Source organism: Streptomyces sp. NPDC086835, from assembly GCF_044745705.1.
Taxonomy (GTDB): Bacteria; Actinomycetota; Actinomycetes; order Streptomycetales; family Streptomycetaceae; genus Streptomyces.
Genome location: NZ_JBIVAU010000016.1, coordinates 1 through 22,680, shown reverse-complemented (window position 1 = coordinate 22,680; position 22,680 = coordinate 1). Strand labels below are relative to the sequence as shown.

The 22,680-nt window shown below is 70.2% G+C and carries 25 protein-coding genes; 16 read left to right on the top strand and 9 right to left on the bottom strand.

Features of this window, described 5'->3' with window-relative positions; all coding sequences use genetic code 11:
- The first annotated feature begins 208 nt into the window (after nucleotides 1-208).
- The 3 genes from fabG to ACIPJI_RS34010 all read left to right on the top strand — a co-directional run bounded on the left by fabG (nucleotide 209) and on the right by ACIPJI_RS34010 (nucleotide 2,251).
- Nucleotides 209-928 (top strand): 3-oxoacyl-[acyl-carrier-protein] reductase, encoded by a 720-nt coding sequence (fabG, locus tag ACIPJI_RS34020; protein WP_189475710.1) that lies wholly within the window; start codon nucleotides 209-211, stop codon nucleotides 926-928.
- A gap of 4 nt (nucleotides 929-932) precedes the next feature.
- Nucleotides 933-1,700: an enoyl-ACP reductase FabI gene (fabI, locus tag ACIPJI_RS34015; RefSeq protein ID WP_307705695.1), complete on the top strand. Its 768-nt coding sequence runs from the start codon at nucleotides 933-935 to the stop codon at nucleotides 1,698-1,700.
- 104 nt (nucleotides 1,701-1,804) lie between these two features.
- The gene (locus ACIPJI_RS34010) at nucleotides 1,805-2,251 is read left to right on the top strand and encodes a hypothetical protein (RefSeq protein WP_402250734.1); all 447 of its coding nucleotides are present in this window, start codon (nucleotides 1,805-1,807) and stop codon (nucleotides 2,249-2,251) included.
- Here ACIPJI_RS34010 and ACIPJI_RS34005 read toward each other — a convergent pair.
- Complete coding sequence (locus ACIPJI_RS34005; protein ID WP_307705693.1) at nucleotides 2,214-2,900, bottom strand: FadR/GntR family transcriptional regulator; 687 nt, start codon at nucleotides 2,898-2,900, stop codon at nucleotides 2,214-2,216. The two genes, ACIPJI_RS34010 and ACIPJI_RS34005, sit on opposite strands and share 38 nt — an antisense overlap.
- Nucleotides 2,901-3,008: 108 nt before the next feature.
- Here ACIPJI_RS34005 and ACIPJI_RS34000 point away from each other — a divergent pair, with 108 nt between their 5' ends.
- From ACIPJI_RS34000 to ACIPJI_RS33985, 4 genes are all read left to right on the top strand, one after another.
- Nucleotides 3,009-4,286 (top strand): CynX/NimT family MFS transporter, encoded by a 1,278-nt coding sequence (locus ACIPJI_RS34000; RefSeq protein ID WP_402250732.1) that lies wholly within the window; start codon nucleotides 3,009-3,011, stop codon nucleotides 4,284-4,286.
- A gap of 4 nt (nucleotides 4,287-4,290) precedes the next feature.
- The gene (locus ACIPJI_RS33995; RefSeq protein ID WP_086025608.1) at nucleotides 4,291-4,407 is read left to right on the top strand and encodes an SGM_5486 family transporter-associated protein; all 117 of its coding nucleotides are present in this window, start codon (nucleotides 4,291-4,293) and stop codon (nucleotides 4,405-4,407) included.
- Nucleotides 4,408-4,587: 180 nt separating this feature from the next.
- A complete protein-coding gene (locus ACIPJI_RS33990) occupies nucleotides 4,588-4,797 on the top strand; it encodes a hypothetical protein (RefSeq protein ID WP_307705690.1) in 210 nt (69 codons plus the stop codon).
- Nucleotides 4,798-4,870: 73 nt separating this feature from the next.
- The gene (locus ACIPJI_RS33985) at nucleotides 4,871-5,422 is read left to right on the top strand and encodes a histidine phosphatase family protein (protein ID WP_307705689.1); all 552 of its coding nucleotides are present in this window, start codon (nucleotides 4,871-4,873) and stop codon (nucleotides 5,420-5,422) included.
- A gap of 72 nt (nucleotides 5,423-5,494) precedes the next feature.
- On the opposite strand, the gene serB is transcribed toward ACIPJI_RS33985, so the two are convergent.
- Nucleotides 5,495-6,721 (bottom strand): phosphoserine phosphatase SerB, encoded by a 1,227-nt coding sequence (gene serB, locus ACIPJI_RS33980; protein ID WP_356624242.1) that lies wholly within the window; start codon nucleotides 6,719-6,721, stop codon nucleotides 5,495-5,497.
- 342 nt (nucleotides 6,722-7,063) lie between these two features.
- Between serB and ACIPJI_RS33975 the strand changes: the two genes are divergently transcribed.
- Nucleotides 7,064-9,592, top strand: a complete 2,529-nt coding sequence (locus ACIPJI_RS33975) for an FHA domain-containing protein (RefSeq protein ID WP_402250729.1) — start codon at nucleotides 7,064-7,066, stop codon at nucleotides 9,590-9,592.
- A gap of 112 nt (nucleotides 9,593-9,704) precedes the next feature.
- Here the strand turns inward: ACIPJI_RS33975 and ACIPJI_RS33970 are convergent, their stop codons facing one another.
- From ACIPJI_RS33970 to ACIPJI_RS33960, 3 genes are all read right to left on the bottom strand, one after another.
- A complete protein-coding gene (locus tag ACIPJI_RS33970; protein ID WP_356624245.1) occupies nucleotides 9,705-10,448 on the bottom strand; it encodes a transglycosylase SLT domain-containing protein in 744 nt (247 codons plus the stop codon).
- Nucleotides 10,449-10,723: 275 nt separating this feature from the next.
- Nucleotides 10,724-11,812 (bottom strand): S-adenosylmethionine:tRNA ribosyltransferase-isomerase, encoded by a 1,089-nt coding sequence (locus tag ACIPJI_RS33965; protein WP_402250727.1) that lies wholly within the window; start codon nucleotides 11,810-11,812, stop codon nucleotides 10,724-10,726.
- Complete coding sequence (locus ACIPJI_RS33960; RefSeq protein ID WP_402250726.1) at nucleotides 11,809-12,507, bottom strand: SDR family NAD(P)-dependent oxidoreductase; 699 nt, start codon at nucleotides 12,505-12,507, stop codon at nucleotides 11,809-11,811. The genes ACIPJI_RS33965 and ACIPJI_RS33960 overlap by 4 nt, the downstream gene beginning before the upstream one ends.
- A gap of 196 nt (nucleotides 12,508-12,703) precedes the next feature.
- On the opposite strand from ACIPJI_RS33960, the gene ACIPJI_RS33955 reads away from it, so the two are divergent.
- The 3 genes from ACIPJI_RS33955 to ACIPJI_RS33945 all read left to right on the top strand — a co-directional run bounded on the left by ACIPJI_RS33955 (nucleotide 12,704) and on the right by ACIPJI_RS33945 (nucleotide 14,874).
- Entirely contained in the window at nucleotides 12,704-13,849 is a 1,146-nt protein-coding gene (locus ACIPJI_RS33955; protein ID WP_356624251.1) for a GAF domain-containing sensor histidine kinase, read from the top strand.
- Nucleotides 13,842-14,486, top strand: a complete 645-nt coding sequence (locus tag ACIPJI_RS33950) for a response regulator transcription factor (protein WP_356624252.1) — start codon at nucleotides 13,842-13,844, stop codon at nucleotides 14,484-14,486. The genes ACIPJI_RS33955 and ACIPJI_RS33950 overlap by 8 nt, the downstream gene beginning before the upstream one ends.
- 139 nt (nucleotides 14,487-14,625) lie before the next feature.
- Nucleotides 14,626-14,874 carry a chaplin gene (locus ACIPJI_RS33945; protein ID WP_307705681.1) on the top strand — a complete coding sequence of 83 codons (249 nt, stop codon included), beginning with the start codon at nucleotides 14,626-14,628 and terminating at the stop codon, nucleotides 14,872-14,874.
- A 329-nt stretch (nucleotides 14,875-15,203) separates the two neighbouring features.
- Here the strand turns inward: ACIPJI_RS33945 and ACIPJI_RS33940 are convergent, their stop codons facing one another.
- Nucleotides 15,204-15,989, bottom strand: coding sequence for a hypothetical protein (locus tag ACIPJI_RS33940; RefSeq protein ID WP_307705680.1), 786 nt, complete (start codon nucleotides 15,987-15,989; stop codon nucleotides 15,204-15,206).
- Between the two features lie 146 nt (nucleotides 15,990-16,135).
- Here ACIPJI_RS33940 and ACIPJI_RS33935 point away from each other — a divergent pair, with 146 nt between their 5' ends.
- The 4 genes from ACIPJI_RS33935 to ACIPJI_RS33920 all read left to right on the top strand — a co-directional run bounded on the left by ACIPJI_RS33935 (nucleotide 16,136) and on the right by ACIPJI_RS33920 (nucleotide 19,498).
- Complete coding sequence (locus tag ACIPJI_RS33935) at nucleotides 16,136-16,927, top strand: ABC transporter ATP-binding protein (protein WP_356624256.1); 792 nt, start codon at nucleotides 16,136-16,138, stop codon at nucleotides 16,925-16,927.
- Between the two features lie 162 nt (nucleotides 16,928-17,089).
- Nucleotides 17,090-17,518 (top strand): NfeD family protein, encoded by a 429-nt coding sequence (locus tag ACIPJI_RS33930; protein WP_159693302.1) that lies wholly within the window; start codon nucleotides 17,090-17,092, stop codon nucleotides 17,516-17,518.
- A gap of 157 nt (nucleotides 17,519-17,675) precedes the next feature.
- Nucleotides 17,676-18,644, top strand: coding sequence for an SPFH domain-containing protein (locus tag ACIPJI_RS33925; protein ID WP_402250724.1), 969 nt, complete (start codon nucleotides 17,676-17,678; stop codon nucleotides 18,642-18,644).
- An 80-nt stretch (nucleotides 18,645-18,724) separates the two neighbouring features.
- Nucleotides 18,725-19,498 (top strand): sulfite exporter TauE/SafE family protein, encoded by a 774-nt coding sequence (locus ACIPJI_RS33920; RefSeq protein WP_402250723.1) that lies wholly within the window; start codon nucleotides 18,725-18,727, stop codon nucleotides 19,496-19,498.
- A 51-nt stretch (nucleotides 19,499-19,549) separates the two neighbouring features.
- Here ACIPJI_RS33920 and ACIPJI_RS33915 read toward each other — a convergent pair whose 3' ends face one another.
- The 3 genes from ACIPJI_RS33915 to ACIPJI_RS33905 form a co-directional block, all read right to left on the bottom strand.
- The gene (locus ACIPJI_RS33915) at nucleotides 19,550-20,059 is read right to left on the bottom strand and encodes an HNH endonuclease (protein ID WP_159693308.1); all 510 of its coding nucleotides are present in this window, start codon (nucleotides 20,057-20,059) and stop codon (nucleotides 19,550-19,552) included.
- Between the two features lie 215 nt (nucleotides 20,060-20,274).
- Nucleotides 20,275-20,811, bottom strand: a complete 537-nt coding sequence (locus ACIPJI_RS33910; protein WP_402250722.1) for a YbhB/YbcL family Raf kinase inhibitor-like protein — start codon at nucleotides 20,809-20,811, stop codon at nucleotides 20,275-20,277.
- Nucleotides 20,812-20,867: 56 nt separating this feature from the next.
- The gene (locus ACIPJI_RS33905) at nucleotides 20,868-21,650 is read right to left on the bottom strand and encodes a sporulation protein (RefSeq protein WP_307705676.1); all 783 of its coding nucleotides are present in this window, start codon (nucleotides 21,648-21,650) and stop codon (nucleotides 20,868-20,870) included.
- 94 nt (nucleotides 21,651-21,744) lie between these two features.
- On the opposite strand from ACIPJI_RS33905, the gene ACIPJI_RS33900 reads away from it, so the two are divergent.
- Entirely contained in the window at nucleotides 21,745-22,416 is a 672-nt protein-coding gene (locus ACIPJI_RS33900) for a DNA-3-methyladenine glycosylase (protein ID WP_159693314.1), read from the top strand.
- Nucleotides 22,417-22,680 lie beyond the last annotated feature (264 nt).

Genomic DNA, 22,680 nt, shown 5'->3' with positions numbered 1-22,680 from the left:
CGGGTCGCCCCGATCATGTCGCGACGGGGGGCCTGTTGCCCAGCGGGTTGTGCAGGATGCCGCGCGGTCCTCTTCTGTAGGGACCCGACAGTGACTGATCGGTGGCGCTGTCAGGGACCGATTCCCCGTACGACGGACCGGACCGATAGGTTTTCGGGTAGTCGCCTGGCTGCCAGGTGCTCCAGACCACTGACGAAAGGGTGATCCGTTGAGCCGCTCGGTTCTCGTCACCGGAGGAAACCGGGGCATCGGCCTCGCCATCGCCCGCGCTTTCGCCGAGAACGGCGACAAGGTCGCCATCACCTACCGGTCGGGCGAGCCGCCCGCCGAGCTCGTCGAGGCGGGCTGCCTGCCCGTCCGCTGCGACATCACGGACGCCGAGCAGGTGGAGCAGGCCTACAAGGAGATCGAGGAGAAGCACGGCAATGTGGAGGTGCTGGTGGCCAACGCCGGCATCACCAAGGACCAGCTTCTGATGCGGATGTCGGAGGACGACTTCACCTCCGTCCTCGACACCAACCTCACCGGCACCTTCCGGGTCGTCAAGCGCGCCAACCGCGGCATGCTGCGCGCCAAGAAGGGCCGTGTCGTGCTGATCTCCTCCGTCGTCGGGCTGCTGGGCTCGGCCGGGCAGGCCAACTACGCCGCCTCGAAGGCCGGCCTGGTGGGCTTCGCCCGCTCCCTGGCCCGTGAGCTCGGCTCGCGGAACATCACCTTCAACGTCGTCGCACCCGGTTTTGTCGACACGGACATGACGCAGGTGCTCACCGACGAGCAGCGCGCGGGCATCGTCTCGCAGGTGCCGCTCGGCCGTTACGCGAAGCCGGAGGAGATCGCCGCCGCCGTGCGCTTCCTGGCCTCCGACGACGCCTCGTACATCACTGGAGCCGTCATCCCCGTTGACGGCGGATTGGGCATGGGTCACTGATCACATGAGCGGAATTCTCGAGGGCAAGCGCGTCCTGATCACCGGTGTGCTGATGGAGTCCTCCATCGCGTTCCACACCGCCAAGGTGGCCCAGGAGCAGGGCGCGGAGATCATCCTCACCGCCTTCCCGCGGCCCACCCTGACCGAGCGCATCGCCAAGAAGCTCCCCAGGCCCGCGAAGGTCATCGAGCTCGACGTCACCAACGACGAGCACCTGGCCCGCGTCGAGGGCATCGTGCGCGAGGAGCTCGGCGGTCTGGACGGGGTCGTCCACTCGATCGGCTTCGCCCCGCAGGACGCCCTCGGCGGCAACTTCCTCAACACGCCCTTCGAGTCGGTGTCGACCGCGATGCACGTCTCCGCGTTCTCGCTGAAGTCCCTGACGATGGCCTGCCTGCCGCTGATGCAGAACGGCGGCTCGGTCGTCGGTCTGACCTTCGACGCGCAGTTCGCCTGGCCGCAGTACGACTGGATGGGCCCGGCGAAGGCCGCGCTCGAGGCCACCAGCCGTTACCTGGCCCGTGACCTGGGCTCGCGCAATGTGCGCTGCAACCTGATCTCGGCGGGCCCGCTCGGCTCGATGGCCGCCAAGTCCATCCCCGGCTTCTCCGACCTCGCGAAGGTGTGGGACGAGCGTTCCCCGCTCGAGTGGGACATGGCCGACCCGGAGCCGGCCGGCCGCGGTGTCGTCGCGCTGCTCTCGGACTTCTTCCCGAAGACCACCGGCGAGATCGTCCACGTCGACGGCGGCGTGCACATCATGGGTGCCTGACCAGCACATACGTACACCAGGGACGCCCCGTCCACCGCCCGGCGCGGTGGACGGGGCGTCCCTCGTTCGGCCCAGCGGCGGGGCGGGCGGCGCCGAGGGCGGCGATGCTGGAGGAGCACATCTTCCTTGTGGTGCTGTTGTGGCGCGTGCGTCGCAGCCCGGCCGAGGAGGTCCTGCTCGTGCCTACGACATGGCGCAAAGCCTCCGCCCTGGCCGCCGCGACGGTCCTGGTGCTGGGGATCACCTGCACCGCCCTTCACTTCCGTCAGGAGACGCAGGACCCCCGCCCGGCGCAGCCGCCGTCCTACGAGGCACGGTGCAGCACCGTGGTGGAAGGCTCCCGGGTCACCGCCTACTGCCACAACCCCTATCCCGCCGCCGACCGCGTGCGGCTGCACGTCGAGTGCGACCGCTGGTGGGACGTCGACGCGGACACCGCCCCGGTCCTGCTCCGCCCGGCCGAGTACGGGGAACTGACCGGGCGGTGCTGGAAGGAGATCCGCTCGGTGTGGATCAGCCACCAGCCGCCGCGGGCCGACGCAGGCACATGAACGGGTAGCCGGCCGCCTCCGAGGCCGCCGCGTCGCCGTCGCCCGCGCGGATCGCCTCGACCATCCGCGCGTGGTCCATGTGGTGCTCGGGGCGCAGTTCCTGGCCGACGTCCTCGCGCAGCCAGTCACGCAGCAGATCCCCGAGGTCGGCGTAGAGCCCGGTCAGCACCTCGTTGTGCGAGGCGGCCACCACGGCGAGGTGGAACGTCGCGTCGGCGGCCACGAACGCCTCCGCGACGCCGGACGCCCATGCCTCCTCGCGCCTCGCCAGGAGGGCGTCCAGCTGCCTGAGGTCGCGCTCGGTGCGCCGCTCGGCGGCCAGCCTCGCCGCGGAGGACTCCATGGTGGAGCGCAGCTCGGCGATGTGCCGGGGGTCGGCGTCGGCGAACCGCCGGTGCATGACGCCGGCGAGCTCGCTGGTGGCCAGTACGTACGTCCCCGAGCCCTGCCGGATGTCGAGCAGCCCGTTGTGGGCCAGCGCCCGCACCGCCTCGCGGACCGTGTTGCGGGCGACGCCGAGCTGTTCGACGAGTTCCGGTTCGGTCGGGATCCGCGAACCCACCGGCCACTCGCCCGAGGTGATCTGGTTCCGCAGCTGGGCGATCACCTGGTCGGACAGTGCGGAACGCCGGGGAGAGGACAGCGCCATGGTGCTCCTTGTCGTGAAGGCGTCCGCCCGACGCCCCTGGGGCGGCCGACGGCCGAGGTGTCGTCCAGGATTGGACAACCAATCATCCCATGATTCTATGATGGGCCAATGCCTGACGAGACCCGCACACTGAGCCCCGCCACGACGGCCCCTGCTCCCCAGGATTCTGCCGCCCGCACGGGCCCGGTGTGGATCACCCGGCTCGTCCTCGTCGGCATCGTCCTCGCCGCGCTCAACCTGCGCCCCGCCATCACCAGCCTCGGAGCCCTGCTCGAAGAGGCCAGGACGGGGCTGCACATGAGCGGCAGCGTGGCCGGCATGCTCACCTCCGTCCCGCCGCTCTGCTTCGCCCTCTTCGGCACCGCGGCACCCCGCCTCGCCCGCCGCTTCGGACCCGGCGCCGTCCTGTGCGCGGGAATGGCGGCCATCGCGACGGGGCTCGTCGTACGGCCCTTCGCCGGTGGTACGGCCGGCTTCCTCGCCGCCAGCGCGCTCGCCCTGATGGGCATCGCCGTCAGCAACGTGCTGATGCCGGTGATCGTCAAGCGCTACTTCCCCGGCCGTGTCGGCTCCATGACCGGTCTCTACTCGATGGCGCTGGCGCTCGGCACATCCGTGGCGGCGGCCGCGACCGTGCCCATCACGAACGCGCTGGGCGGCAGTTGGCGGGTCGGCCTCGCCGCGTGGGCGCTGCTGGCGGCCGTGGCCGTACTGCCCTGGCTCGGGCTGGTGCGCGACCGCGACCGCGAGGACGGCGCGGCGCGAACGGCGCAGGGGGACGGGTCCGCCCCCGCGCCGCGGATCACCCGCAGCCCGACCGCCTGGGCACTGGCCTGCTTCTTCGGGCTCCAGGCCACCGGCGCGTATATCACGATGGGCTGGATGCCGCAGATCTTCCGCGACGCGGGTGTCTCCGCGCAGACCGCCGGCGTGCTGCTCGCCGTCACCATGGTCATGGGCGTGCCGCTGGCCTTCGTCATTCCGCGACTGGCGACCCGGCTGAACCAGCAGGGACCGATCGCGATCGGCCTCGGCCTGTGCGGCCTGACCGGCTACCTGGGACTCCTGCTGGCACCGGCGGCGGGGGCGTGGGCGTGGGCGCTGCTGCTGGGCATCTCGAACTGCTCGTTCCCGCTGGCGCTCACCATGATCGGCATGCGGTCGAGGACCGGTGCGGGCGTCGTGCGGCTCTCCGCGTTCGTCCAGTCGACCGGTTATCTGATCTCCATTCCCGGGCCGCTCCTGGTCGGCGTGCTCTATCAGCACAGCGGCGGCTGGGGCCTGCCGATCGGGCTGATGGCCGCCCTTCTCGTGCCCCAGATCGCCATGGGCGTCCTCGCGGGCAGGGACCGGACGATCGAGGACGAGACCGGAGTGCGAGACTGAGACCATGCCAGTGCTCGACCCGAACCCCCAGAACGGCCAGAAGAAGCTCCTCGGGATCTTCGGCCTGATCCTGCTCATCGGCGTGGTCATCTCGATCATCGCCACGATCGCCGCTCCCTGACCCGCCCCGCACCGGCCGGGCACCCGGGCCCCGTCCCTCCCTCGAGGAGGACGGTGGTGCTGGCCCCACCTTCCCCTAGGGGGCCAGGCTCAGGGTGAAGTGGGTGGGCCACCGGATGGGCCCGGCCGTCCATGATCCGTACGTTTGAGGGACTCGACCTCTAGACGTACGGAGGCGGCCATGCCGGCCCACACGCACCCCCGGTCCCTCACCCGGTCCCCGGGCATCACCGGGGGCGAGCTGCCCTGGTGGGCGCTGGCACTCCCGGTGATCGCCTTCTGCGCGCTGCTCCTGCTGATCGCCGGTCCGGGGCAGGCACACGCCGCGGCGGGCGACGAACAGGGGATCGGCGAGTTCATCCGGCTCGTGCACCGGATGCTGGCCCGTTGACGGGGTCACTCTTCACGGCAGAGCACCTCAACACCCTGCGCCCGCTGGCTCATTTCATGCGAAGCTGGGTGACATGAGCGCCGCTGTGTCTTCCGGTGGGACGCCCCCCGGACCTCCCGAATCCCGCAGGATCGTCCTCCTCCGGCACGCGAAAGCCGACTGGCCCCAGGTGTCCGACCATGAACGCCCGCTCGCCGAGCGAGGCCGGAAGGACGCCCCGGTGGCCGGCCGCCGGCTCGCGGAGACCGGTATCGACTTCGATCTGGCCCTGTGCTCGACGGCGGTCAGGACCCGCGAGACATGGAAGCTCGCGGTGCACGAGCTGCCGCACCGCCCGAAGACGGTCTACGAGGAGCGGCTCTACGAGGCCTCCCTCGGCGACCTGCTCGCCCTGCTGACCGAGACCCCCGACGACGTGAACGACCTGCTGGTCATCGGCCACAACCCCGGTATGCACGCGCTGGCGGACGCCCTCGCGGGCAGCACGGAGGGTGACGCGCTGGCCCGGATGACCAGCGACGGCTTCCCGACCTCGGCGTTCGCCGTCCTGTCGATCACCGGTCCGTGGAAGTCCGTGGAGCACGGCGTGGGCAAGCTGCTCGACTACTGGACCCCGCACGAGTGATCCGGCACGAACAACGGCAGGGCCCCGGCACACCGAGTGCGCCGGGGCCCTGCCGTTTCGTTCTCGCGGACGTCAGTGCTCGCCGGTGCCGTCGTCGGCTGCCTCGACCTCTTCACGGGTGATGCCCAGCAGATAGAGCACCGTGTCGAGGAAGGGCACGTTGACCGCGGTGTGCGCGGCCTTGCGCACGACGGGCTTGGCGTTGAACGCGACGCCGAGACCCGCGGCGTTCAGCATGTCGAGGTCGTTGGCGCCGTCGCCGATCGCGACCGTCTGGGCGAGCGGGACCCCGGCCTCCGCCGCGAAGCGGCGCAGCAGCCGCGCCTTGCCGGCCCGGTCCACGATCTCGCCGACGACCCGGCCGGTGAGCTTCCCGTCCTTGATCTCCAGCGTGTTCGCCGACGCGAAATCGAGCCCGAGCCGCTCCTTGAGGTCGTCGGTGACCTGGGTGAAGCCGCCGGACACGACGCCCACTTGGAAGCCGAGCCGCTTCAGCGTGCGGATCAGGGTCCGCGCACCCGGGGTGAGCCGCACCTCCGTACGGACCTTGTCCACCACGGAGGCGTCGAGGCCCTCCAGCAGCGCCACCCGCGCGTGCAGCGACTGCTCGAAGTCCAGCTCGCCGCGCATCGCCGCGGCGGTCACCTCCGCGACCTGGTCCTCGCAGCCGGCGTGGGCCGCGAACAGCTCGATGACCTCGTCCTGGATGAGCGTGGAGTCCACGTCCATGACCACAAGCCGCTGCGCCCGCCGGTGCAGTCCGGCGGAGACGACGGCCACGTCGACGCCGATCTCGGCGGCCTCCATGGCCAGCGCCGTCCGCAGCGGCCCCGTCTCCACGCCGGAGACCGCGAACTCCACCGCGGTCACCGGGTACTTCGCGAGCCGGAAGATGCGGTCGATGTTGCCGCCGGTGCCGGCGATGGTGGCCGCTATGGCCGCGGTCGACTCCGCGGTGAGCGGGTGGCCGAGCACGGTCACGTGCGAACGCCCGCTGCCGCGCGGCCGGTTGTCGCCCGTACCGGAGATGATCTCGGCCTGCAGTTTCAGGGAGTCGGCCCAGCTGTGCACGGTGGCCCGCAGGTCGCCCTCGGTGGCCCCGCCGGCCGTCGGTGCCGTGACGAGCGCGCAGAGCACGAGGCGGCCACGGGAGACGACCTGTTCGATGTCGACGACATCGACGGCGTACGCGGCGAGGGTGTCGAAGAGCCCGGCGGTGATCCCCGGGCGGTCCTTCCCGAAGATCTTCACGAGAAGGGTGGGGACATCGGTGTCGGGAGGGGGCTGAGATGCGCTCATGGTGCTACCACCGTATCGGGCGACGGCCGGGAGGAGCGGTCCTGTCCCGCCAGACGGACACCCGAGCGGCCGCCGCACGCCCGTGCGGCCGGGAGCGGCGCATCCGACCGGAATGGCGCGGATTATTCGTTTCACGCATGATCCGTCACCACTCGTGGGTGATCGTCGCCGCCGACCCGGTCCCTCGGCGTCGGCGAACGTCCCAACTCGGTACCGAACGAGGTCTTCACACGGCCCGGCTTTCGGATACGGGACCGGGCCTGAAATAGTTCCCCACGATGTTCGCCTTCCCTAGACTCCCGGCGACGGGGGAAGCTCGGGGGACAACTAGTGGGGCATGGAGTGCCGGAACTCGTACTGGAATTGAACGGAAACACCTGGACGCTCGATCCGTCCAGGTCGTACACCCTGGGCCGTGATCCCCAGGGCGATGTGGTGATCGACGACGCCCGGGTCTCGTGGCGGCACGCCACGATCAGCTGGGGCGGGCGCAGTTGGGTCATCGAGGACCACGGCAGCACCAACGGCACGTATGTACAGGGCCAGCGGATCCACCAGATGGAGATCGGCCCCGGCACAGCGGTGCACCTCGGCAACGCCACCGACGGTCCGCGCCTCGGCCTGAGCGGCGTCGGCGCGGTGGCGGGCGCGGGCGCCTACGCCCAGGGTGCGCCGCAGCAGGCCGCGCAGGCGCCGGTGCAGCAGCCGCAGCCGCAGCAGCAGGGCTGGCCGCAGCCGCAGCAGCCCGCGCAGCAGGGCTGGCCGCAGCAGCCCCCGCAGGCGCAGCAGCCGCAGGTCCCGCACCAGCAGGGGGTGCACAGCGCCCAGGGCGTCCCGCCGGTCCACGGAGACCGCAGCCCGACGACGTTCCACCAGCTCTCCCTCGGCCGCGTCATGCGCATCGGCCGTGCGCTCGAGAACGAGCTGGTCGTCTCCGACCTGCAGGTCTCGCGCCACCACGCCGAGTTCACCGCGCACCCCGACGGCCGCTTCGAGATCCGTGACCTCGGTTCCCACAACGGCACCTACGTCAACGGTCAGCCGATCGCCAAGTCCGGCACGGTCCTCATCGGCCCGAACGACATCGTCGGCGTCGGCCACTCCACCTTCCGTATCGTCGGCGGCCAGCTCGAGGAGTTCGTCGACACCGGCGAGGTCTCCTTCTCGGCCCGTCACCTCACGGTCACCGTCGACGGCGGCAAGCAGATCCTGCGTGATGTCTCCTTCGGCGTCCCGGAGAAGTCGCTCATCGGCGTCATCGGCCCCTCCGGCTCCGGAAAGTCCACCCTGCTCAAGGCGCTCACCGGCTACCGGCCCGCCAACCAGGGCGACGTCCTCTACGACAACCGCAGCCTCTACAAGCAGTTCGCAGAGCTGCGCCAGCGCATCGGTCTGGTTCCGCAGGACGACATCCTGCACAAGGAGCTCACCGTCCGTAAGGCGCTGAAGTACGCGGCCAAGCTCCGCTTCCCCGGCGACACCGCCGAGGCCGAGCGCGAGGCCCGTATCGACGAGGTGCTGCGCGAGCTGAAGCTCGACATCCACAAGGACAAGAAGGTCACCTCGCTCTCCGGCGGCCAGCGCAAGCGCGTGTCGGTCGCCCTCGAGCTGCTGACCAAGCCGTCGCTGATCTTCCTGGACGAGCCGACCTCCGGCCTCGACCCGGGCATGGACCGTGACGTCATGCAGCTGCTGCGCGGGCTGGCGGACGACGGCCGTACGGTCCTCGTCGTCACGCACTCCGTGGCCGAGCTGGGGCTGTGCGACAAGCTCCTGGTGATGGCTCCCGGCGGTTCGGTGGCCTACTTCGGTCCGCCGGAGGAGGCGCTCAACTTCTTCGGCTACAGCACCTGGGCCGACGTGTTCTCCGCGTTCGAGAACTACCGCGACTACGACTGGGCGGGCCGCTGGCGCGGTTCGCAGCACTACCAGATGTACGCGGCGGACATCGACGCCGTCGCCGCGCAGTCCGTGAACATGCCGCCGGCGCAGCAGATGCGTCCGCCGAAGCCGCAGAGCTGGGGATCCCAGCTGTTCACCCTGATCCGCCGCTACGTCTCGGTGATCGTTTCCGACAAGGGCTTCATGGCCCTCATGCTGATCCTGCCGGCGGTGCTGGGCGCGGTGAGCCTGCTCATCGACCCGGACAAGGGTCTGCTGGTGAACCAGAACGCGCAGACCGGCCGGATCATCCCGAACGGCACGGCCACCACGGTGCTGCTGATCCTCGCGGTCGGTGCCTGCTTCGCCGGCGCGGCGAACTCCGTCCGTGAGCTGATCAAGGAGCGGGTGATCTACGAGCGGGAGCGCGCGACCGGACTGTCACGCTCCGCGTATCTGATGTCCAAGGTCGTCGTCCTCGGCATGATCACCGTGATCCAGGGCGGTCTGGTGGGCGCCATCGGCTTCGCCACCCGCGAACTCCCGGAAGAGGGCCTGGTCCTCGGCGGGGCGGTCATGCTCGAGCTCTCGCTGCCGATCATGGCTCTCGGCTTCACGTCGATGATGTTCGGTCTGATCATCTCCGCGCTGGTGAAGACCGCTGAGAAGACCATGCCGCTGCTGGTGATGTTCGCGATCATCCAGGTCGTGTTCACCGGCTGCCTGTTCATCCTGCACGGCACGGTCGGCGTGAACGAGTTCTCGTACCTCATGCCGTCGCGCTGGGCGGTCGCGGCCGCCGGTACCACGCTGGACTTCAACAAGATCAACCCGAACACGGACGACCCGACCAGCACCGACCCCCTGTGGGACCACGAGGCTGCCGCCTGGGGCATGGACATGGCCGCACTGATCGCTCTCGGCGCCCTGTGCGGAGTGCTCGTCGCCCGCTTCCTGCGCCGCCACGAGCCCGAGGTCATGCGCAAGTAACGCACGTCACGCGGTGACAGCACGACGCCGAAGGGCGCACCCTGCGCGGGGTGCGCCCTTCAGCGTCTGTTGATGTCCGCCGGTTGTGCTGCCGGCTCAGCGCAAAAGTGCCTCAGTAGGCGCTGTTGACGTTGTCCATCGAGCCGTAACGGTCGGCCGCGTAGTTGCAGGCGGCGACGATGTTGGCGACCGGGTCGTACTGGTCCCACGAGGTACCGGGGACGTGGTAGGCGTCGAAGGTCGGCTTGATGACCTGCAGCAGACCCTTCGAGGGGACACCGTTGATGGCGTTGATGTCCCAGTTGTTGATGGCCCGGGGGTTACCGGAGGACTCCCGCATGATGTTGCGGTGGATGCCCTCGTAGCTGCCGGGGATGTCGTGCTTCTTCATGATCGCCATGGCCTCGCGGATCCACCCGTCCAGGTTGTTCGGGTAGGTCACCTTCGCCGGGCGGGCGGCGGAGCGGCTGGCGGCCTGCTCCTTGGCGCGCTTCTCGGCGGCGGCCTTGGCGGCTGCCTTCTTCTCGGCGGCGGCCTTCTCGGCGGCGGCCTTCTCGGCCTTCGCCTTCGCCTCTGCCGCGGCCTTGGCCTTGGCCTGGGTGGCCTTGAGCTGGGCCTCGAAGGCGGACTTCTGGCTGGTGATGCTCTCGTGGACGGCCGCGACCTGCTTGGCGTCGGCCTTCCACGCGACGGGCGCCGCCGCGGCTGCTGCCTCGGTCTTCACGCCGGCCTCGGCGTCACCCGACGGGGCGAGCGAGAGCGCGACGGTCGTGGCGGCGACGGCGGCGATGCCGGCCACGGCGGTCCTACGACTCTTGAGGCGGCGGCGGATCTCAGGGGTGATGAACGCGGACATACAGACGTACCTCTTCGAATAGCGGAAAGTCGCTCCAGGCCGGTCGGCTCTGCGCTGTTCGGTAGCGACGTCGGCAATTCTTAGCTGGCGCAAAATCGCGTGGCAAAGGTGTGACGTACGATCCGCGGTAGTGGACACATGTTCCCAATGTCCGGATTCGCCTGTGCTGTCCGCGCTCAGATGCCCCTTATGTATCAACTAAAGAGTCTCGTAAGTGATCTGGGCCCTATGTGAGGGCTCACATCGGCCGTGCCCCGTTCTCACCGCGTGTTGCGTCAGCAATTCATTGGGTGAGGGCCCTCCGCGGGGAGTACGAGATGGACGTCGCCGAACTCGTGCCAGAGGTACCGCTGCCTCAGCGCCTCGTCGTACGCGCAGGTCAGAGCGTCCCGGCCGGCGATGGCCGCCAGCATCAGCAGATGCGACGCCTCCGGCTCGTGCAGTCCGGTCAGCAGACCGTCCACCGCCCGCACACCGCGTCGCGGCGTCACGACCAGGTCCGTCCAGCCGGATACGGGACGCACCACGCCCTCGCCGTCCGCCGCCGACTCCAGGGCCCGCACGGCCGTCGTGCCCACCGCCACGATCCGGCCCCCGGCCGCTCGTGCCGCGTTCACCAGCCACGCCGTGGTCGCCGGCACCTCGAAGCGCTCCGGGTACGGCGGCTCGTGCGCCTCCGCCGACGCCACCCCCGTATGGAGCACGAGCGGCGCGAACTGCACCCCCCTGCTCACGAGGTCCGCCACCACACCGGGCGTGAAGGGACGGGCGGCGCTCGGCATCTCCGCGGAACCCGAGCCGTCGGGGGAGGGCAGCGCGAAGACCGTCTGATAGGCGGACAGGGGCTGGTCCCGCTCCGTGTAGCGGTAGCGGATCGGCCTGCCGTACCGCCGCAGCAGCGTCGGTACGTCCACCGACGCCGTCGCCCACCACAGGCGCTCGCCGCCCGGCACGAGCGGCGCCTCGAGCACCAGCTCGCCCCCGCCCGGTACCCGTACGACGGCCCCCACCGGCCCCCCGGGGCGCGGCAGGGTGCTGCCCGCGCCGTCGGGCCTGCGCAGCTCCACCGCCCAGCGCCCGAGGTCCCCGCGGGTCGAGAAGTGCACCACGACGGCCTCGCCGCCGAGCCTCCCGTCCACGGCGGCCGCCAGGGTGGCCGACGTGTTGACGACCAGCACGTCACCGGCCCGCAGCCGGCCCGGCAGGTCGCGGAAATGGTGGTGGGACACCTCCGTACCCCGCGAGACCAGCAGCCGCACGTCGTCCCTGCCCGACCCGCGCTCCTCCGCCGGCACCCGGGCGGACAGCTCCTCCGGCACCTTCAGGGCCTCCAGGACCGCCCCCGCGCGCTGCCCCGCCCTCATCGGGTCCCCAGCAGCGTGGTGGCCTCGTACCGGCCGCTGGCGGGCCGGTCCTCGAGCAGGCGCAGGAAGGCGGGCGCCACGGACCCGGGCGAGGGGCGGGGGGCGTCGTCGTCCGGCACCGCGGCCGCGTACAGGTCCGTCTGCATGTCACCCGGGTCGACGCTCCACACCCGCAGCCCCGGCTCCTCCACCGCCAGCACGGCGGCGAGCTGGTCGAGCGCCGCCTTCGAGGCGCCGTAGCCGCCCCAGGTCTCGTAGGCCGTGGTCGCGGCGTCCGAGCTGACGGCGACGACCGTGCCACCCGTCCGCGAGGCCCGCAGCAGGGGCAGCGCCTCCTGCACCAGGCCCAGCGGAGCGACCACGTTGGTCTCCAGCGCCTCCCGCAGCCCTGCCGGCGACAGCCCCTCCAGCCGCACCAGCGGCTCGGCGCCCAGCGCGCTCGCGTTGTTCACCAGCAGGTCGAGACCGCCCAGCCGCCCGGCCGCCGCCACCAGCTCGCCGCGGTGTGCGGCGTCCGTGACGTCCCCCGGCACCGCCACGACCCGGGTGCCGTACTGCGCCACGTGCTCCGCGCTCTCCTTCAGTACGTCCGCGCTCCTGGCGCTCAGGACCAGGTCCCAGCCCTGCCGCGCGAGAGCCTCCGCCAGGGCCCGCCCCAGGCCCTTCGACGCTCCGGTGATCACTGCTACCGCCATGGTTCCCATCCCCTTGCCACGTGCTGTCCGCTGTCGCCGTCCGTATGGATGGACTCAACGTAGGAACGCGGCCGGTCCCGCCGCCTCGTGCCCGAGGCCCCACTCCACAAGGCACTTCGACCTACGTCCGCAGCCCTAAGCGGACGCGGTCCCCGGACCGATACGGACCGTCACATCCCGCCGGTACGGTTGGTCCATGAGTCACCGACCCGGCTCCGGCCTCGCGGCCGTGAGCACCGCGCTCCTCGCGATGAGCAGGCGCCTCGAGGTGCGCGACGTGCTGAAGACGATCGTGGCCTCGGCGCGCGAACTCCTCGACGCCGAGTACGCGGCGCTGGGCGTGCCCGACGACCACGGAGGTTTCGCCCAGTTCGTGGTCGACGGGGTCAGCGACGCCCAGTGGAAGGCGATAGGACCGCTGCCCCGGCAGCACGGCATCCTCGCCTCGATGCTCCGCGACGCGAAGCCGGAGCGGCTCGCGGACGTCCGCAAGGACCCGCGTTTCGAGGGCTGGCCGTCGGCCCACCCCGACATGTCGGACTTCCTCGGCCTGCCGATCAAGGACGGCGAGGAGACCATGGGCGCCCTGTTCCTGGCGAACAAGAGGTGCCCCAAGCCGCAGGGCGGCTGCGGTTTCACGGAGGAGGACGAGGAGCTGCTGGGCATCCTCGCCCAGCACGCCGCGATCGCCCTCACCAACGCCCGCCTCTACGAGCGCAGCCGCGAGCTCACCATCGCGGAGGAGCGCTCCCGCCTCGCCCACGAGCTGCACGACGCCGTGAGCCAGAAGCTGTTCTCCCTGCGGCTGACCGCCCAGGCCGCCGCCGCGCTCGTGGACCGTGACCCGGCCCGCGCCAAGGGCGAGCTCCAGCAGGTGGCGGCCCTCGCCGCGGAGGCCGCGGACGAGCTGCGTGCCGCCGTCGTGGAGCTGCGCCCCGCCGCGCTCGACGAGGACGGCCTCGTCAACACCCTGCGCACGCAGATACAGGTCCTCGACCGCGCCCACAGCGCGCGCGTCACCTTCGACGCCTGCGGGATCAGGGCGCTGCCCGCCGCCCAGGAGGAGGCGCTGCTGAGGGTCGCCCAGGAGGCTCTGCACAACGCGCTGCGCCATTCCGGCGCGGTTCAGGTGGACGTGGCGCTGATCCGCCGGGGCCAGGGCGCCGTCCTCTCCGTCACGGACAACGGCAAGGGCTTCGAGCCGCGGACGGTCCGCCGGGCCGGACGCCACCTGGGACTCGTCTCCATGCGGGACAGGGCGAGCGGCGTCGGAGGCAGGCTCAAGGTCGAATCGGCGCCCGGCAGGGGCACCACGGTCGAGATGGAGGTCCCCGGTGGCTGACAAGAGGATCCGCGTGCTGCTGGTCGACGATCATCAGGTGGTGCGGCGTGGCCTGCGCACGTTCCTGGAGGTCCAGGACGACATAGAGGTCGTCGGCGAGGCGGGTGACGGCGCGGAGGGAGTGGCCCTCACCGAGGAGCTGAGGCCGGACGTCGTCCTCATGGACGTCAAGATGCCGGGCATGGACGGCATCGACGCCTTGCGGAAGCTGCGGGAGCTGGCCAATCCGGCCAAGGTCCTCATCGTGACCAGCTTCACCGAGCAGCGCACGGTCGTTCCCGCCCTGCGCGCGGGCGCTTCGGGATACGTGTACAAGGACGTGGACCCCGACGCGCTGGCCGGCGCCATCCGTTCCGTGCACGCGGGCCATGTGCTGCTCCAGCAGGAGATCGCGGGGGCGCTGCTCTCCGACGACGATCCGGGCAGCGGCACGGGCCGCGGGAGCAGCCTCACCGAGCGGGAGCGCGAGGTGCTGGGCCTCATCGCGGACGGACGTTCGAACCGGGAGATCGCGCGGGCGCTGGTCCTCTCGGAGAAGACCGTCAAGACCCATGTCTCGAACATCCTGATGAAGCTGGACGTGGCGGACCGCACGCAGGCGGCGCTGTGGGCGGTCCGGCACGGGATGACGGACTGAGCGGAGCGTCATCCTCCGATCCGAGATTCATACTGTCGGGTGTATGTCACCCATACGGCGCATCCTGATCCACTCGCGGGCGTTCTCCATAGCGTGCTGCGGCGGCCGGCCGCAGCGAGTGCTCAGGAGGAATGACGAAGTGAAGAACCTGAAGAAGGCCGCAGCCCTCACGATGATCGCCGGAAGCCTCGTCGCGGCGGGCGCCGGTGTCGCGTCGGCCACGACCGGCGGCTCGCACGCCCACGGCGAGGCTGTGCACTCCCCGGGCGTCCTCTCGGGCAACCTGGTCCAGGCGCCGGTGCACGTCCCGGTGAACGTGGTGGGCAACTCGGTGAACGTGATCGGCCTGCTGAACCCGGCGTTCGGCAACGTCGGCGTCAACGGCTGACGGCCGCTCGAGTCCGACCGCACGGCCCCAGGGCGCAGCCCCGGGGCCGTGCGGCGTTCCGCGCGCGGGCGGGTGGCGCCTGCGGCGGGCACTTTCCCCTTCCCTCCCCTACGGCCTGGCGGCCGTGGGGACCCCCCCTTCCCGAACCGGGCTTCGCCCGACCGGCACCGCGCTGCGCGGTGTCCTCAATCGCCGGACGGGCTGGAAAGTCCGCTGCGCGGCGTCCGGCCTCGCTGTGGGCACCTCCCACGGCCGCCAGGCCGTAAGACGGAGTTCGAGGCGCGGGGGCACGCGCGGAGCGCGGTACGGGTCCGGCGCTTGCTCCGGCGTCAGCCCCGCTCCCGTTCCTCCACATATGCGTTGTACGCCGCCACCTGCGCCCTCCGCGCCACCCGTTCCACCGGCCGCAGCGCCTCGCCCCGCGCCGCCATCTCCGACGCGCTCACCGCGCCCCCGTGGCCGTTCTCGTACGCCACGGAGATCAGCAGGCCGATCCGCTGCGCGAGCTCCAGCACCCGTACCGCACGCGGCGGATAGCCCGGGGCCAGCGTCTCGGCCGCGCCCCGCTGCGCCCGCGCACGGTACGCGTCGAGTGCCGCCTCCGCCACCGGCCCGGACGCCGCCACGTCGAGCCGCGTCAGCGTATTCGTCGCGTCCCGCAGGGCTTCCGCGAGTTCACGCTCCGCCTCGCCGAGCGACGGCACGTCCGCCGGTGGCGCGTCCCGAACCGGCAGGCAGTGCCAGACGACCTCGACGTGGACGTCCCCGGCCGGGCCGGCCTCGTACACCTCGGGCACGAGCCCGTACGCCGCCCCCGTGGCGACGACCGCTTCCTCCGCCTCGAGTGCCCGCGCGTTGAACGCCGGCGGGCCGCTGAGCCCCAGAGGGTGTCCGGCGGCGGGAAGGGCGACCCGGAAGCCGGTCACACCGAGCGCCCGCAGGCGCCCCAGCGCCAGAGTGAGACCGACCGGTGCCGTCTCCCCGGGCAGGCCCTCGACGCGGTGCACCGTGTCGTCGCCGACGATCGCGTGCACGGCGTCGTCCGGCGACACAAGTCCGGCCAAGAGGGCATTTCCCCATGCGGCCAACCGTCCTGAGCGTGGTTCCGAAAGCATGGCACCAGCCTAGGGACCGGGCCGGGCGACCGGAGCACTCACCCGGTGGCGTAGGTTTTCCCTGGGTGGTGTGCCCACAGGTGCACAAAAGCACCCGAATCACACCCGAACACCTCAAGACGACTGCATGGGGAGACTACGCGCTCATGAGCGATGTACTGGAGCTGGTGGACGTATCCGTGGTCCGCGACGGACGCGCTCTGGTGGACGACGTCTCCTGGTCGGTCAAGGAAGGTGAGCGCTGGGTGATCCTCGGCCCCAACGGCGCCGGTAAGACCACCCTCCTCAACCTCGCCTCCAGCTATCTCTTCCCGACCACCGGCACGGTGCAGATCCTCGGCGACCGCCTCGGCGCCGTCGACGTCTTCGAACTGCGGCCCCGTATCGGCATGGCCGGCATCGCCATGGCGGACAAGCTCCCCAAGCGCCAGACCGTCCTGCAGACGGTGCTCACCGCCGCCTACGGCATGACCGCGACCTGGCACGAGGACTACGACGAGGTCGACGAGCAGCGTGCCCGCGCGTTCCTCGACCGCCTCGGCATGACCGACTACCTCGACCGGAAGTTCGGCACGCTCTCCGAGGGCGAGCGCAAGCGGACCCTGATCGCCCGCGCCATGATGACCGACCCCGAGCTGCTGCTCCTGGACGAGCCCGCCGCCGGGCTCGACCTCGGCGGCCGTGAGGACCTGGTCCGGCGCCTGGGCCGGCTCGCCCGTGACCCGTACGCCCCCTCCATGGTCATGGTGACCCACCATGTCGAGGAGATCGCGCCCGGATTCACGCACGTCCTGATGATCCGCCAGGGCAAGGTGCTCGCCGCGGGCCCGATGGAGACCGAGCTGACCTCCCGCAACCTCTCGCTCTGCTTCGGCCTGCCGCTCGTCGTCGAGCGCAACGGCGAGCGCTGGTCCGCCCAGGGACTTCCGCTCGGCTGAACCCCCGCTCGCTGAACCGCCTCAAGGGCGACTCCCGCACGGGCGATTCCCTCGCAGGCGACTCCGTTGCGTGCAACTCCCTTACGGACAACTGCCCTACGGGCAAGGTGACACGACCTCGCCCCCTGTCCCGAGCGCGCCCGGCGGACCTACCATGCCCATGTGGACATCGACGCATGGGTGTGGTGGCTGATCGGCGCGGTCGGACTGGGCATTCCGCTCGTGCTGACCGCCATGCCGGAATTCGGAATGTTCTCCGCGGGCGCGGTGGCCGCGGCCGTCGTGGCGGCGGTCGGCGGTGGCACGGTCGCCCAGGTGCTCGTGTTCGCGGCGGTGTCGGTGGCGCTCATCGCCGTCGTGCGCCCGATCGCCAATCGGCACAGATCGCAGAGTCCCGGTTTCGCCAGCGGTGTGGACGCCCTGAAAGGCCGTCAGGCCATTGTGCTGGAACGGGTCGACGGCAACGGCGGCCGGATCAAGCTCGCCGGCGAGGTCTGGTCCGCCCGCGCCTTCGACGCGACGATGGCCTACGAAGAAGGCCAGCAGGTCGACGTCATAGAGATCGACGGGGCAACCGCCGTCGTCATGTGACGCGCACTCCACCCGCCCGGCACCCTGTTCCGCACGGATTCCGCGCGGAACGACCTGAAGCCGCCGGGCAGAACGGGCCGAACGCCCCACAGAGCAGCCCGTGTTCTGGGAAACTGATCATCAGACTCATCCGGCAGCGAAGGGCACAGGGAACGCGATGCAACCGATCATCATCGTCCTGATCATTCTGGTGGTGCTGGTCTTCATCGCCCTGATCAAGACGATCCAGGTCATCCCACAGGCCAGCGCCGCCATCGTCGAGCGCTTCGGACGCTACACCCGCACCCTCAACGCGGGCCTGAACATCGTCGTCCCGTTCATCGACTCCATCCGCAACCGCATCGACCTGCGCGAGCAGGTCGTCCCCTTCCCGCCCCAGCCGGTGATCACCCAGGACAACCTGGTCGTCAACATCGACACCGTCATCTACTACCAGGTGACCGACGCCCGCGCCGCGACCTACGAGGTCGCCAGCTACATCCAGGCCATCGAGCAGCTCACCGTCACCACCCTGCGCAACATCATCGGCGGCATGGACCTCGAGCGGACCCTGACCTCCCGCGAGGAGATCAACGCGGCCCTGCGCGGTGTCCTCGACGAGGCGACCGGCAAGTGGGGCATCCGCGTCAACCGCGTCGAGCTCAAGGCCATCGAGCCGCCCACCTCCATCCAGGACTCGATGGAGAAGCAGATGCGCGCCGACCGTGACAAGCGCGCGGCGATCCTCACCGCAGAGGGCATCCGGCAGTCGCAGATCCTGACCGCCGAAGGTGAGAAGCAGTCGGCGATCCTGCGCGCCGAAGGTGAGGCCAAGGCGGCCGCGCTGCGGGCGGAGGGCGAGGCCCAGGCCATCCGTACCGTCTTCGAGTCCATCCACGCCGGAGACGCCGACCAGAAGCTGCTCGCCTACCAGTACCTGCAGATGCTTCCGAAGATCGCGGAGGGCGACGCCAACAAGCTCTGGATCGTCCCCAGCGAGATCGGCGACGCCCTCAAGGGCCTCAGCGGCGCCATGGGCAACTTCAACCCCATGGCCGGCATGGGCGGCATGGGCGGCGGCGGCTCCGTGCCCAAGCAGACCGGCGGCAACGGCACCGAACGCCGCGAGCAGCCCCCCATCGACTGACGCCCACGCTCCTTCATGCATGATCGGTGAGGCCCCTCGACCTTGGAGGCGGGGAGGCGACTCACGGACCATGTAAGGAGATGGCGTTGTCCATCTGGGAAGCACTGGCGGTATTCGCGGCCGGCGTGGGAGCCGGCACCATCAACACCATCGTCGGCTCCGGCACCCTGATCACCTTCCCGGTGTTGCTCGCCACCGGGCTGTCCCCGATCACGGCGAACGTCTCCAACGCCCTGGGACTCGTGCCCGGCTCGATCAGCGGCGCCATCGGCTACCGCGCCGAGCTGCGCGGACAGACCGGCCGGGTCCTTCGCCTCGGAGTCACCGCGCTCCTCGGCGGCCTGGCCGGCGCGGTCCTGCTTCTCGCCCTGCCCTCCGACGCGTTCGACACGATCGTCCCCGTACTGATCGCGCTCGCCCTGATCCTCATCGTCCTCCAGCCGCGCCTCGCCAAGGCCGTGCAGCGGCGCCGCGAGGCACGCGGCACCGAGCCGCGCCCGCACGGCGGCCCCGTCCTCCACACCGGCCTGCTCCTCGCCAGCGCGTACGGCGGCTACTTCGGTGCCGCCCAGGGGATCCTTTACCTCTCCCTCATGGGTCTGCTCCTCGACGACAGCCTTCAGCGGATGAACGCCGTGAAGAACGTCCTCGGCGCCGTGGTCAACGGAGTCGCCGCCGTCTTCTTCCTCTTCGTCGCCGAGTTCGACTGGACAGCCGTCCTGCTGATCGCCGTCGGATCCGCGATCGGCGGACAACTCGGCGCCGGAATCGGCCGCAAGCTCAAGCCCGCCGTGCTGCGCGGCATCATCGTCGTCGTCGGCACTGTCGCCATCGTCCAGCTCCTGCTGCGCTGACACGACGAGACCCGCGCCCCTCGTGTTCCAGGGGAGCGGGTCTCGTCGGTCCTACGCGGCAGGCTGCGCCGCCAGCCAGTCCGGCAGCGCCGCACGCTCGCCCGACCGCAGACCCAGCAGCATCGCGTCCGCCGGCGACGGCACGAACGGCTCGTGCAGCAGCGGCATCCCAGCCTGCTCCGGAGTACGGTCCGCCTTGCGGTGGTTGTCCTCGGCGCAGGACGCCACCGTGTTCAGCCAGCTGTCGGCGCCACCGTGCGATTTCGGCACCACGTGGTCCACCGTCGTGGCACGCCGCCCGCAGTAGGCGCACCGGTGCTGGTCCCGTACCAGCACACCCCGCCTCGACCACGGCGCCTGTCTTCGGAACGGCACCCGTACGTATCTGCAGAGCCTGATCACCCGGGGCACCGGAAGATCCACCGCCGCCGCACGCACCCTGAGCGCCGGGTGGGACTGCTCGACCACGGCCTTGTCCTGAAGCACCAGCACGACCGCGCGGTTGAGCGTCACCGTCGACAACGGCTCGAAGCTCGCATTGAGCACCAGTGTGTCCCGCATCCTGCCCACCTCCGTTCGCCGGCCCGGCCCCCGTCGGCGGGCATCAGCCTGGATCAACTCTGGCCGGGCGCGCCGAGATGGACAACGCAATATCTGTGCCTTGCCGGGGGAGGACACCTGAACCCCTGGCAACAAAACTGCCCTGCCCTGATCTCTCCAAGACCAGGGCAGGGCAAACTCCGGACGAACTCTCGGCCGAGCTCCCGGCCGAATCGTCAGCCCTCCGCGGGGGCTTCGTACTCGCCGATCAGCTGGGCGCGCGCGATCGTGTGGAAGCGCAGATTGAAGCCGACGACCGCGGGAGAGGCGTCGGAGTCCGGTCCGAGCTTCTCGGTGTCCACCGCGTACACGGTGAAGACGTACCGGTGCCTCTCGCCCGCCGGCGGAGCGGCCCCGCCGAAGTCCTGAGTCCCGTAGTCGTTCCGGGCGTGGAGGGCGCCGTCGGGCAGCCCCTCGAACTTCCCGCCGCCCGCACCCGCCGGCAGTTCCGTCACCGACGCTGGGATGTCGAAGAGCACCCAGTGCCAGAAACCACTGCCGGTCGGCGCGTCCGGGTCGAAGCACGTCACTGCGAAGCTCTTGGTCTCCGCGGGGAAGCCCTCCCAGCGCAGATGGGGCGAGCTGTTGCCCGCCGCCTGGACCTGGGAGTCCTTCAGCACCGACCCCGGCTCGAGGTCGTCGCTCACCACCGTGAACGACGGCACCGCCGGATGAAAGTCGTGGGGAAGCGGAGCCCTCTTGAGCTCGGTCACGTCAAACCCTCCGAATCGGCCGTTCTGCGTCTCGCGTACTGCCTTTCGCTCCGAGACTAGAGCCAGTTGCGACGGCCGCCGACGTCGGCCAGCCACTGGTTGAGGTAGGCCGCCCAGTCGGTCGACCGGAAGTCCTCGTGATCCACCTTGAACGCCTTGTACGAGTCGCTGCTCTCACTGAAGAGGCCCGGCTTCTTGTCCATCTCCAAGATGACGTCCATCTCGCGGTCGTCGGCGACGAACGTCAGCTCGACCTGGTTCAGTCCGCGGTACTGCTGCGGCGGGAGGAACTCGATCTCCTGGTAGAACGGCAGCCGCTGACGCGTCCCACGGATGTGACCGCGCTCCATGTCGGCGCTCTTGAAGCGGAAACCGAGCTGGACGAAGGCGTCGAGGATCGCCTGCTGAGCCGGCAGCGGGTGCACGCGGATCGGGTCGAGGTCGCCCGAGTCCACGGCGCGCGCGATCTCCAGCTCCGTCGTCACACCGATGTCCATCCCGCGCAGATTCTGTCCCTCGATGGTGGTGATCGGGGTCTCCCACGGGATGTCGAGCCCGAAGGGCACCACGTGCACCGCTCCGGCCTTCACCACGAAGGCACCGCCGAGCCGCTGCTTGGTGAACTCGATGTCCTGCTTGACCTCCTGGTCACCGCCCTCGACCTCGACGCGGGCCTGGAGACCGACGGACAGCCCCTCGATCTGCTGATCCACCGAGCCGCCCTGGATACGAACCTCGCCCTGGACGACACCGCCGGGGACGACGTTCGCCTCGGTCAGCTCCGTCTCCACGGAGGCACCGCCGGCACCCATGCTCGCAAGCAGCTTCTTGAAGCCCATGTCCACTCCTTCTTGGTCCTGACCCCTACATACGCCCGATGACCGTAGTCGGTTCCCCCCGGCCTCGAGCGGATCCCCGGTACGCTCGAACGCGATGATCGAGAGCTTTGACCGTACGCCGCTGCCCCGGGACCACTTCGACCGCCCGGTGCTGGAGGTCGCTCCCGACCTCCTCGGCTGCACGCTGACCCGCCTGACCGACGACGGCCCCATCGAGCTGCGCATCACGGAGGTGGAGGCGTACGCGGGAGAGGCCGACCCCGGCTCGCACGCCTTCCGCGGCCGAACCGCACGCAACGAGGTGATGTTCGGCCCGCCGGGGCACGCGTACGTCTACTTCACGTATGGAATGTGGCACTGCCTCAATGTGGTGTGCGGTCCGGAGGGCCGGGCGAGCGGAGTCCTGCTCCGTGCCGGCGAGGTGACAGTGGGCGCCGACCTGGCGCGCAAACGTCGACTCTCGGCCCGGCATGACAAGGAACTGGCCAAAGGCCCCGCCCGGCTGGCCACTGCGCTCGATGTGGACCGCAGCCTCAACGGCGCCGACTTCTGCCTCGGCCCGGACGCGCCCCTCTCTCTTCTCCCGGGCCACCGGCCGACGCCCGACCAGGTCAGGAACGGCCCGCGCACCGGGGTGGGCGGCGAAGGCGCATTCCATCCGTGGCGCTTCTGGATAGACGGGGACCCGACGGTCAGTCCCTACCGGGCCCACGTGCCGCGACGCAGGCCCTCGGCGCAACTTGACTCGGATGCCGGGGACGCCTAATGTAGCCCGAGCCGCTTGAGACGGAGCACTGCTGTCAGCAGATCCGGAGCGGCCATCCACTACTTACGACAAACCCGAACGGGTGCGATTTCGGCATGCCGGAATTCAATCCCCTTGACTCGATTATGAGTCGCCTGGGAAATCCGCTAAAGTAGTGAACACGCCGGAGGGCCGAAAGGCCGGAAAGCACACCGAGGAAATCGGATCGGAAAGATCTGATAGAGTCGGAAACGCAAGACCGAAGGGAAGCGCCCGGAGGAAAGC

What these genes read in the sequence shown, in the direction of transcription:
- ACIPJI_RS33920 (WP_402250723.1), top strand. Translation starts at nt 18,725, where the DNA reads ATGGCGTTGTCCATCTGGGAAGCACTGGCGGTATTCGCGGCCGGCGTG.
- ACIPJI_RS33915 (WP_159693308.1), bottom strand. Translation starts at nt 20,059, where the DNA reads ATGCGGGACACACTGGTGCTCAATGCGAGCTTCGAGCCGTTGTCGACG.
- ACIPJI_RS33990 (WP_307705690.1), top strand. Translation starts at nt 4,588, where the DNA reads ATGCCGGCCCACACGCACCCCCGGTCCCTCACCCGGTCCCCGGGCATC.
- ACIPJI_RS33965 (WP_402250727.1), bottom strand. Translation starts at nt 11,812, where the DNA reads ATGAGGGCGGGGCAGCGCGCGGGGGCGGTCCTGGAGGCCCTGAAGGTG.
- ACIPJI_RS34010 (WP_402250734.1), top strand. Translation starts at nt 1,805, where the DNA reads ATGCTGGAGGAGCACATCTTCCTTGTGGTGCTGTTGTGGCGCGTGCGT.
- ACIPJI_RS33940 (WP_307705680.1), bottom strand. Translation starts at nt 15,989, where the DNA reads ATGCTTTCGGAACCACGCTCAGGACGGTTGGCCGCATGGGGAAATGCC.
- ACIPJI_RS33995 (WP_086025608.1), top strand. Translation starts at nt 4,291, where the DNA reads ATGCCAGTGCTCGACCCGAACCCCCAGAACGGCCAGAAGAAGCTCCTC.
- fabI (WP_307705695.1), top strand. Translation starts at nt 933, where the DNA reads ATGAGCGGAATTCTCGAGGGCAAGCGCGTCCTGATCACCGGTGTGCTG.
- ACIPJI_RS34005 (WP_307705693.1), bottom strand. Translation starts at nt 2,900, where the DNA reads ATGGCGCTGTCCTCTCCCCGGCGTTCCGCACTGTCCGACCAGGTGATC.
- ACIPJI_RS33985 (WP_307705689.1), top strand. Translation starts at nt 4,871, where the DNA reads ATGAGCGCCGCTGTGTCTTCCGGTGGGACGCCCCCCGGACCTCCCGAA.
- ACIPJI_RS33955 (WP_356624251.1), top strand. Translation starts at nt 12,704, where the DNA reads ATGAGTCACCGACCCGGCTCCGGCCTCGCGGCCGTGAGCACCGCGCTC.
- ACIPJI_RS33960 (WP_402250726.1), bottom strand. Translation starts at nt 12,507, where the DNA reads ATGGCGGTAGCAGTGATCACCGGAGCGTCGAAGGGCCTGGGGCGGGCC.
- serB (WP_356624242.1), bottom strand. Translation starts at nt 6,721, where the DNA reads ATGAGCGCATCTCAGCCCCCTCCCGACACCGATGTCCCCACCCTTCTC.
- ACIPJI_RS33970 (WP_356624245.1), bottom strand. Translation starts at nt 10,448, where the DNA reads ATGTCCGCGTTCATCACCCCTGAGATCCGCCGCCGCCTCAAGAGTCGT.
- ACIPJI_RS33925 (WP_402250724.1), top strand. Translation starts at nt 17,676, where the DNA reads ATGCAACCGATCATCATCGTCCTGATCATTCTGGTGGTGCTGGTCTTC.
- ACIPJI_RS34000 (WP_402250732.1), top strand. Translation starts at nt 3,009, where the DNA reads ATGCCTGACGAGACCCGCACACTGAGCCCCGCCACGACGGCCCCTGCT.
- ACIPJI_RS33900 (WP_159693314.1), top strand. Translation starts at nt 21,745, where the DNA reads ATGATCGAGAGCTTTGACCGTACGCCGCTGCCCCGGGACCACTTCGAC.
- ACIPJI_RS33905 (WP_307705676.1), bottom strand. Translation starts at nt 21,650, where the DNA reads ATGGGCTTCAAGAAGCTGCTTGCGAGCATGGGTGCCGGCGGTGCCTCC.
- ACIPJI_RS33935 (WP_356624256.1), top strand. Translation starts at nt 16,136, where the DNA reads ATGAGCGATGTACTGGAGCTGGTGGACGTATCCGTGGTCCGCGACGGA.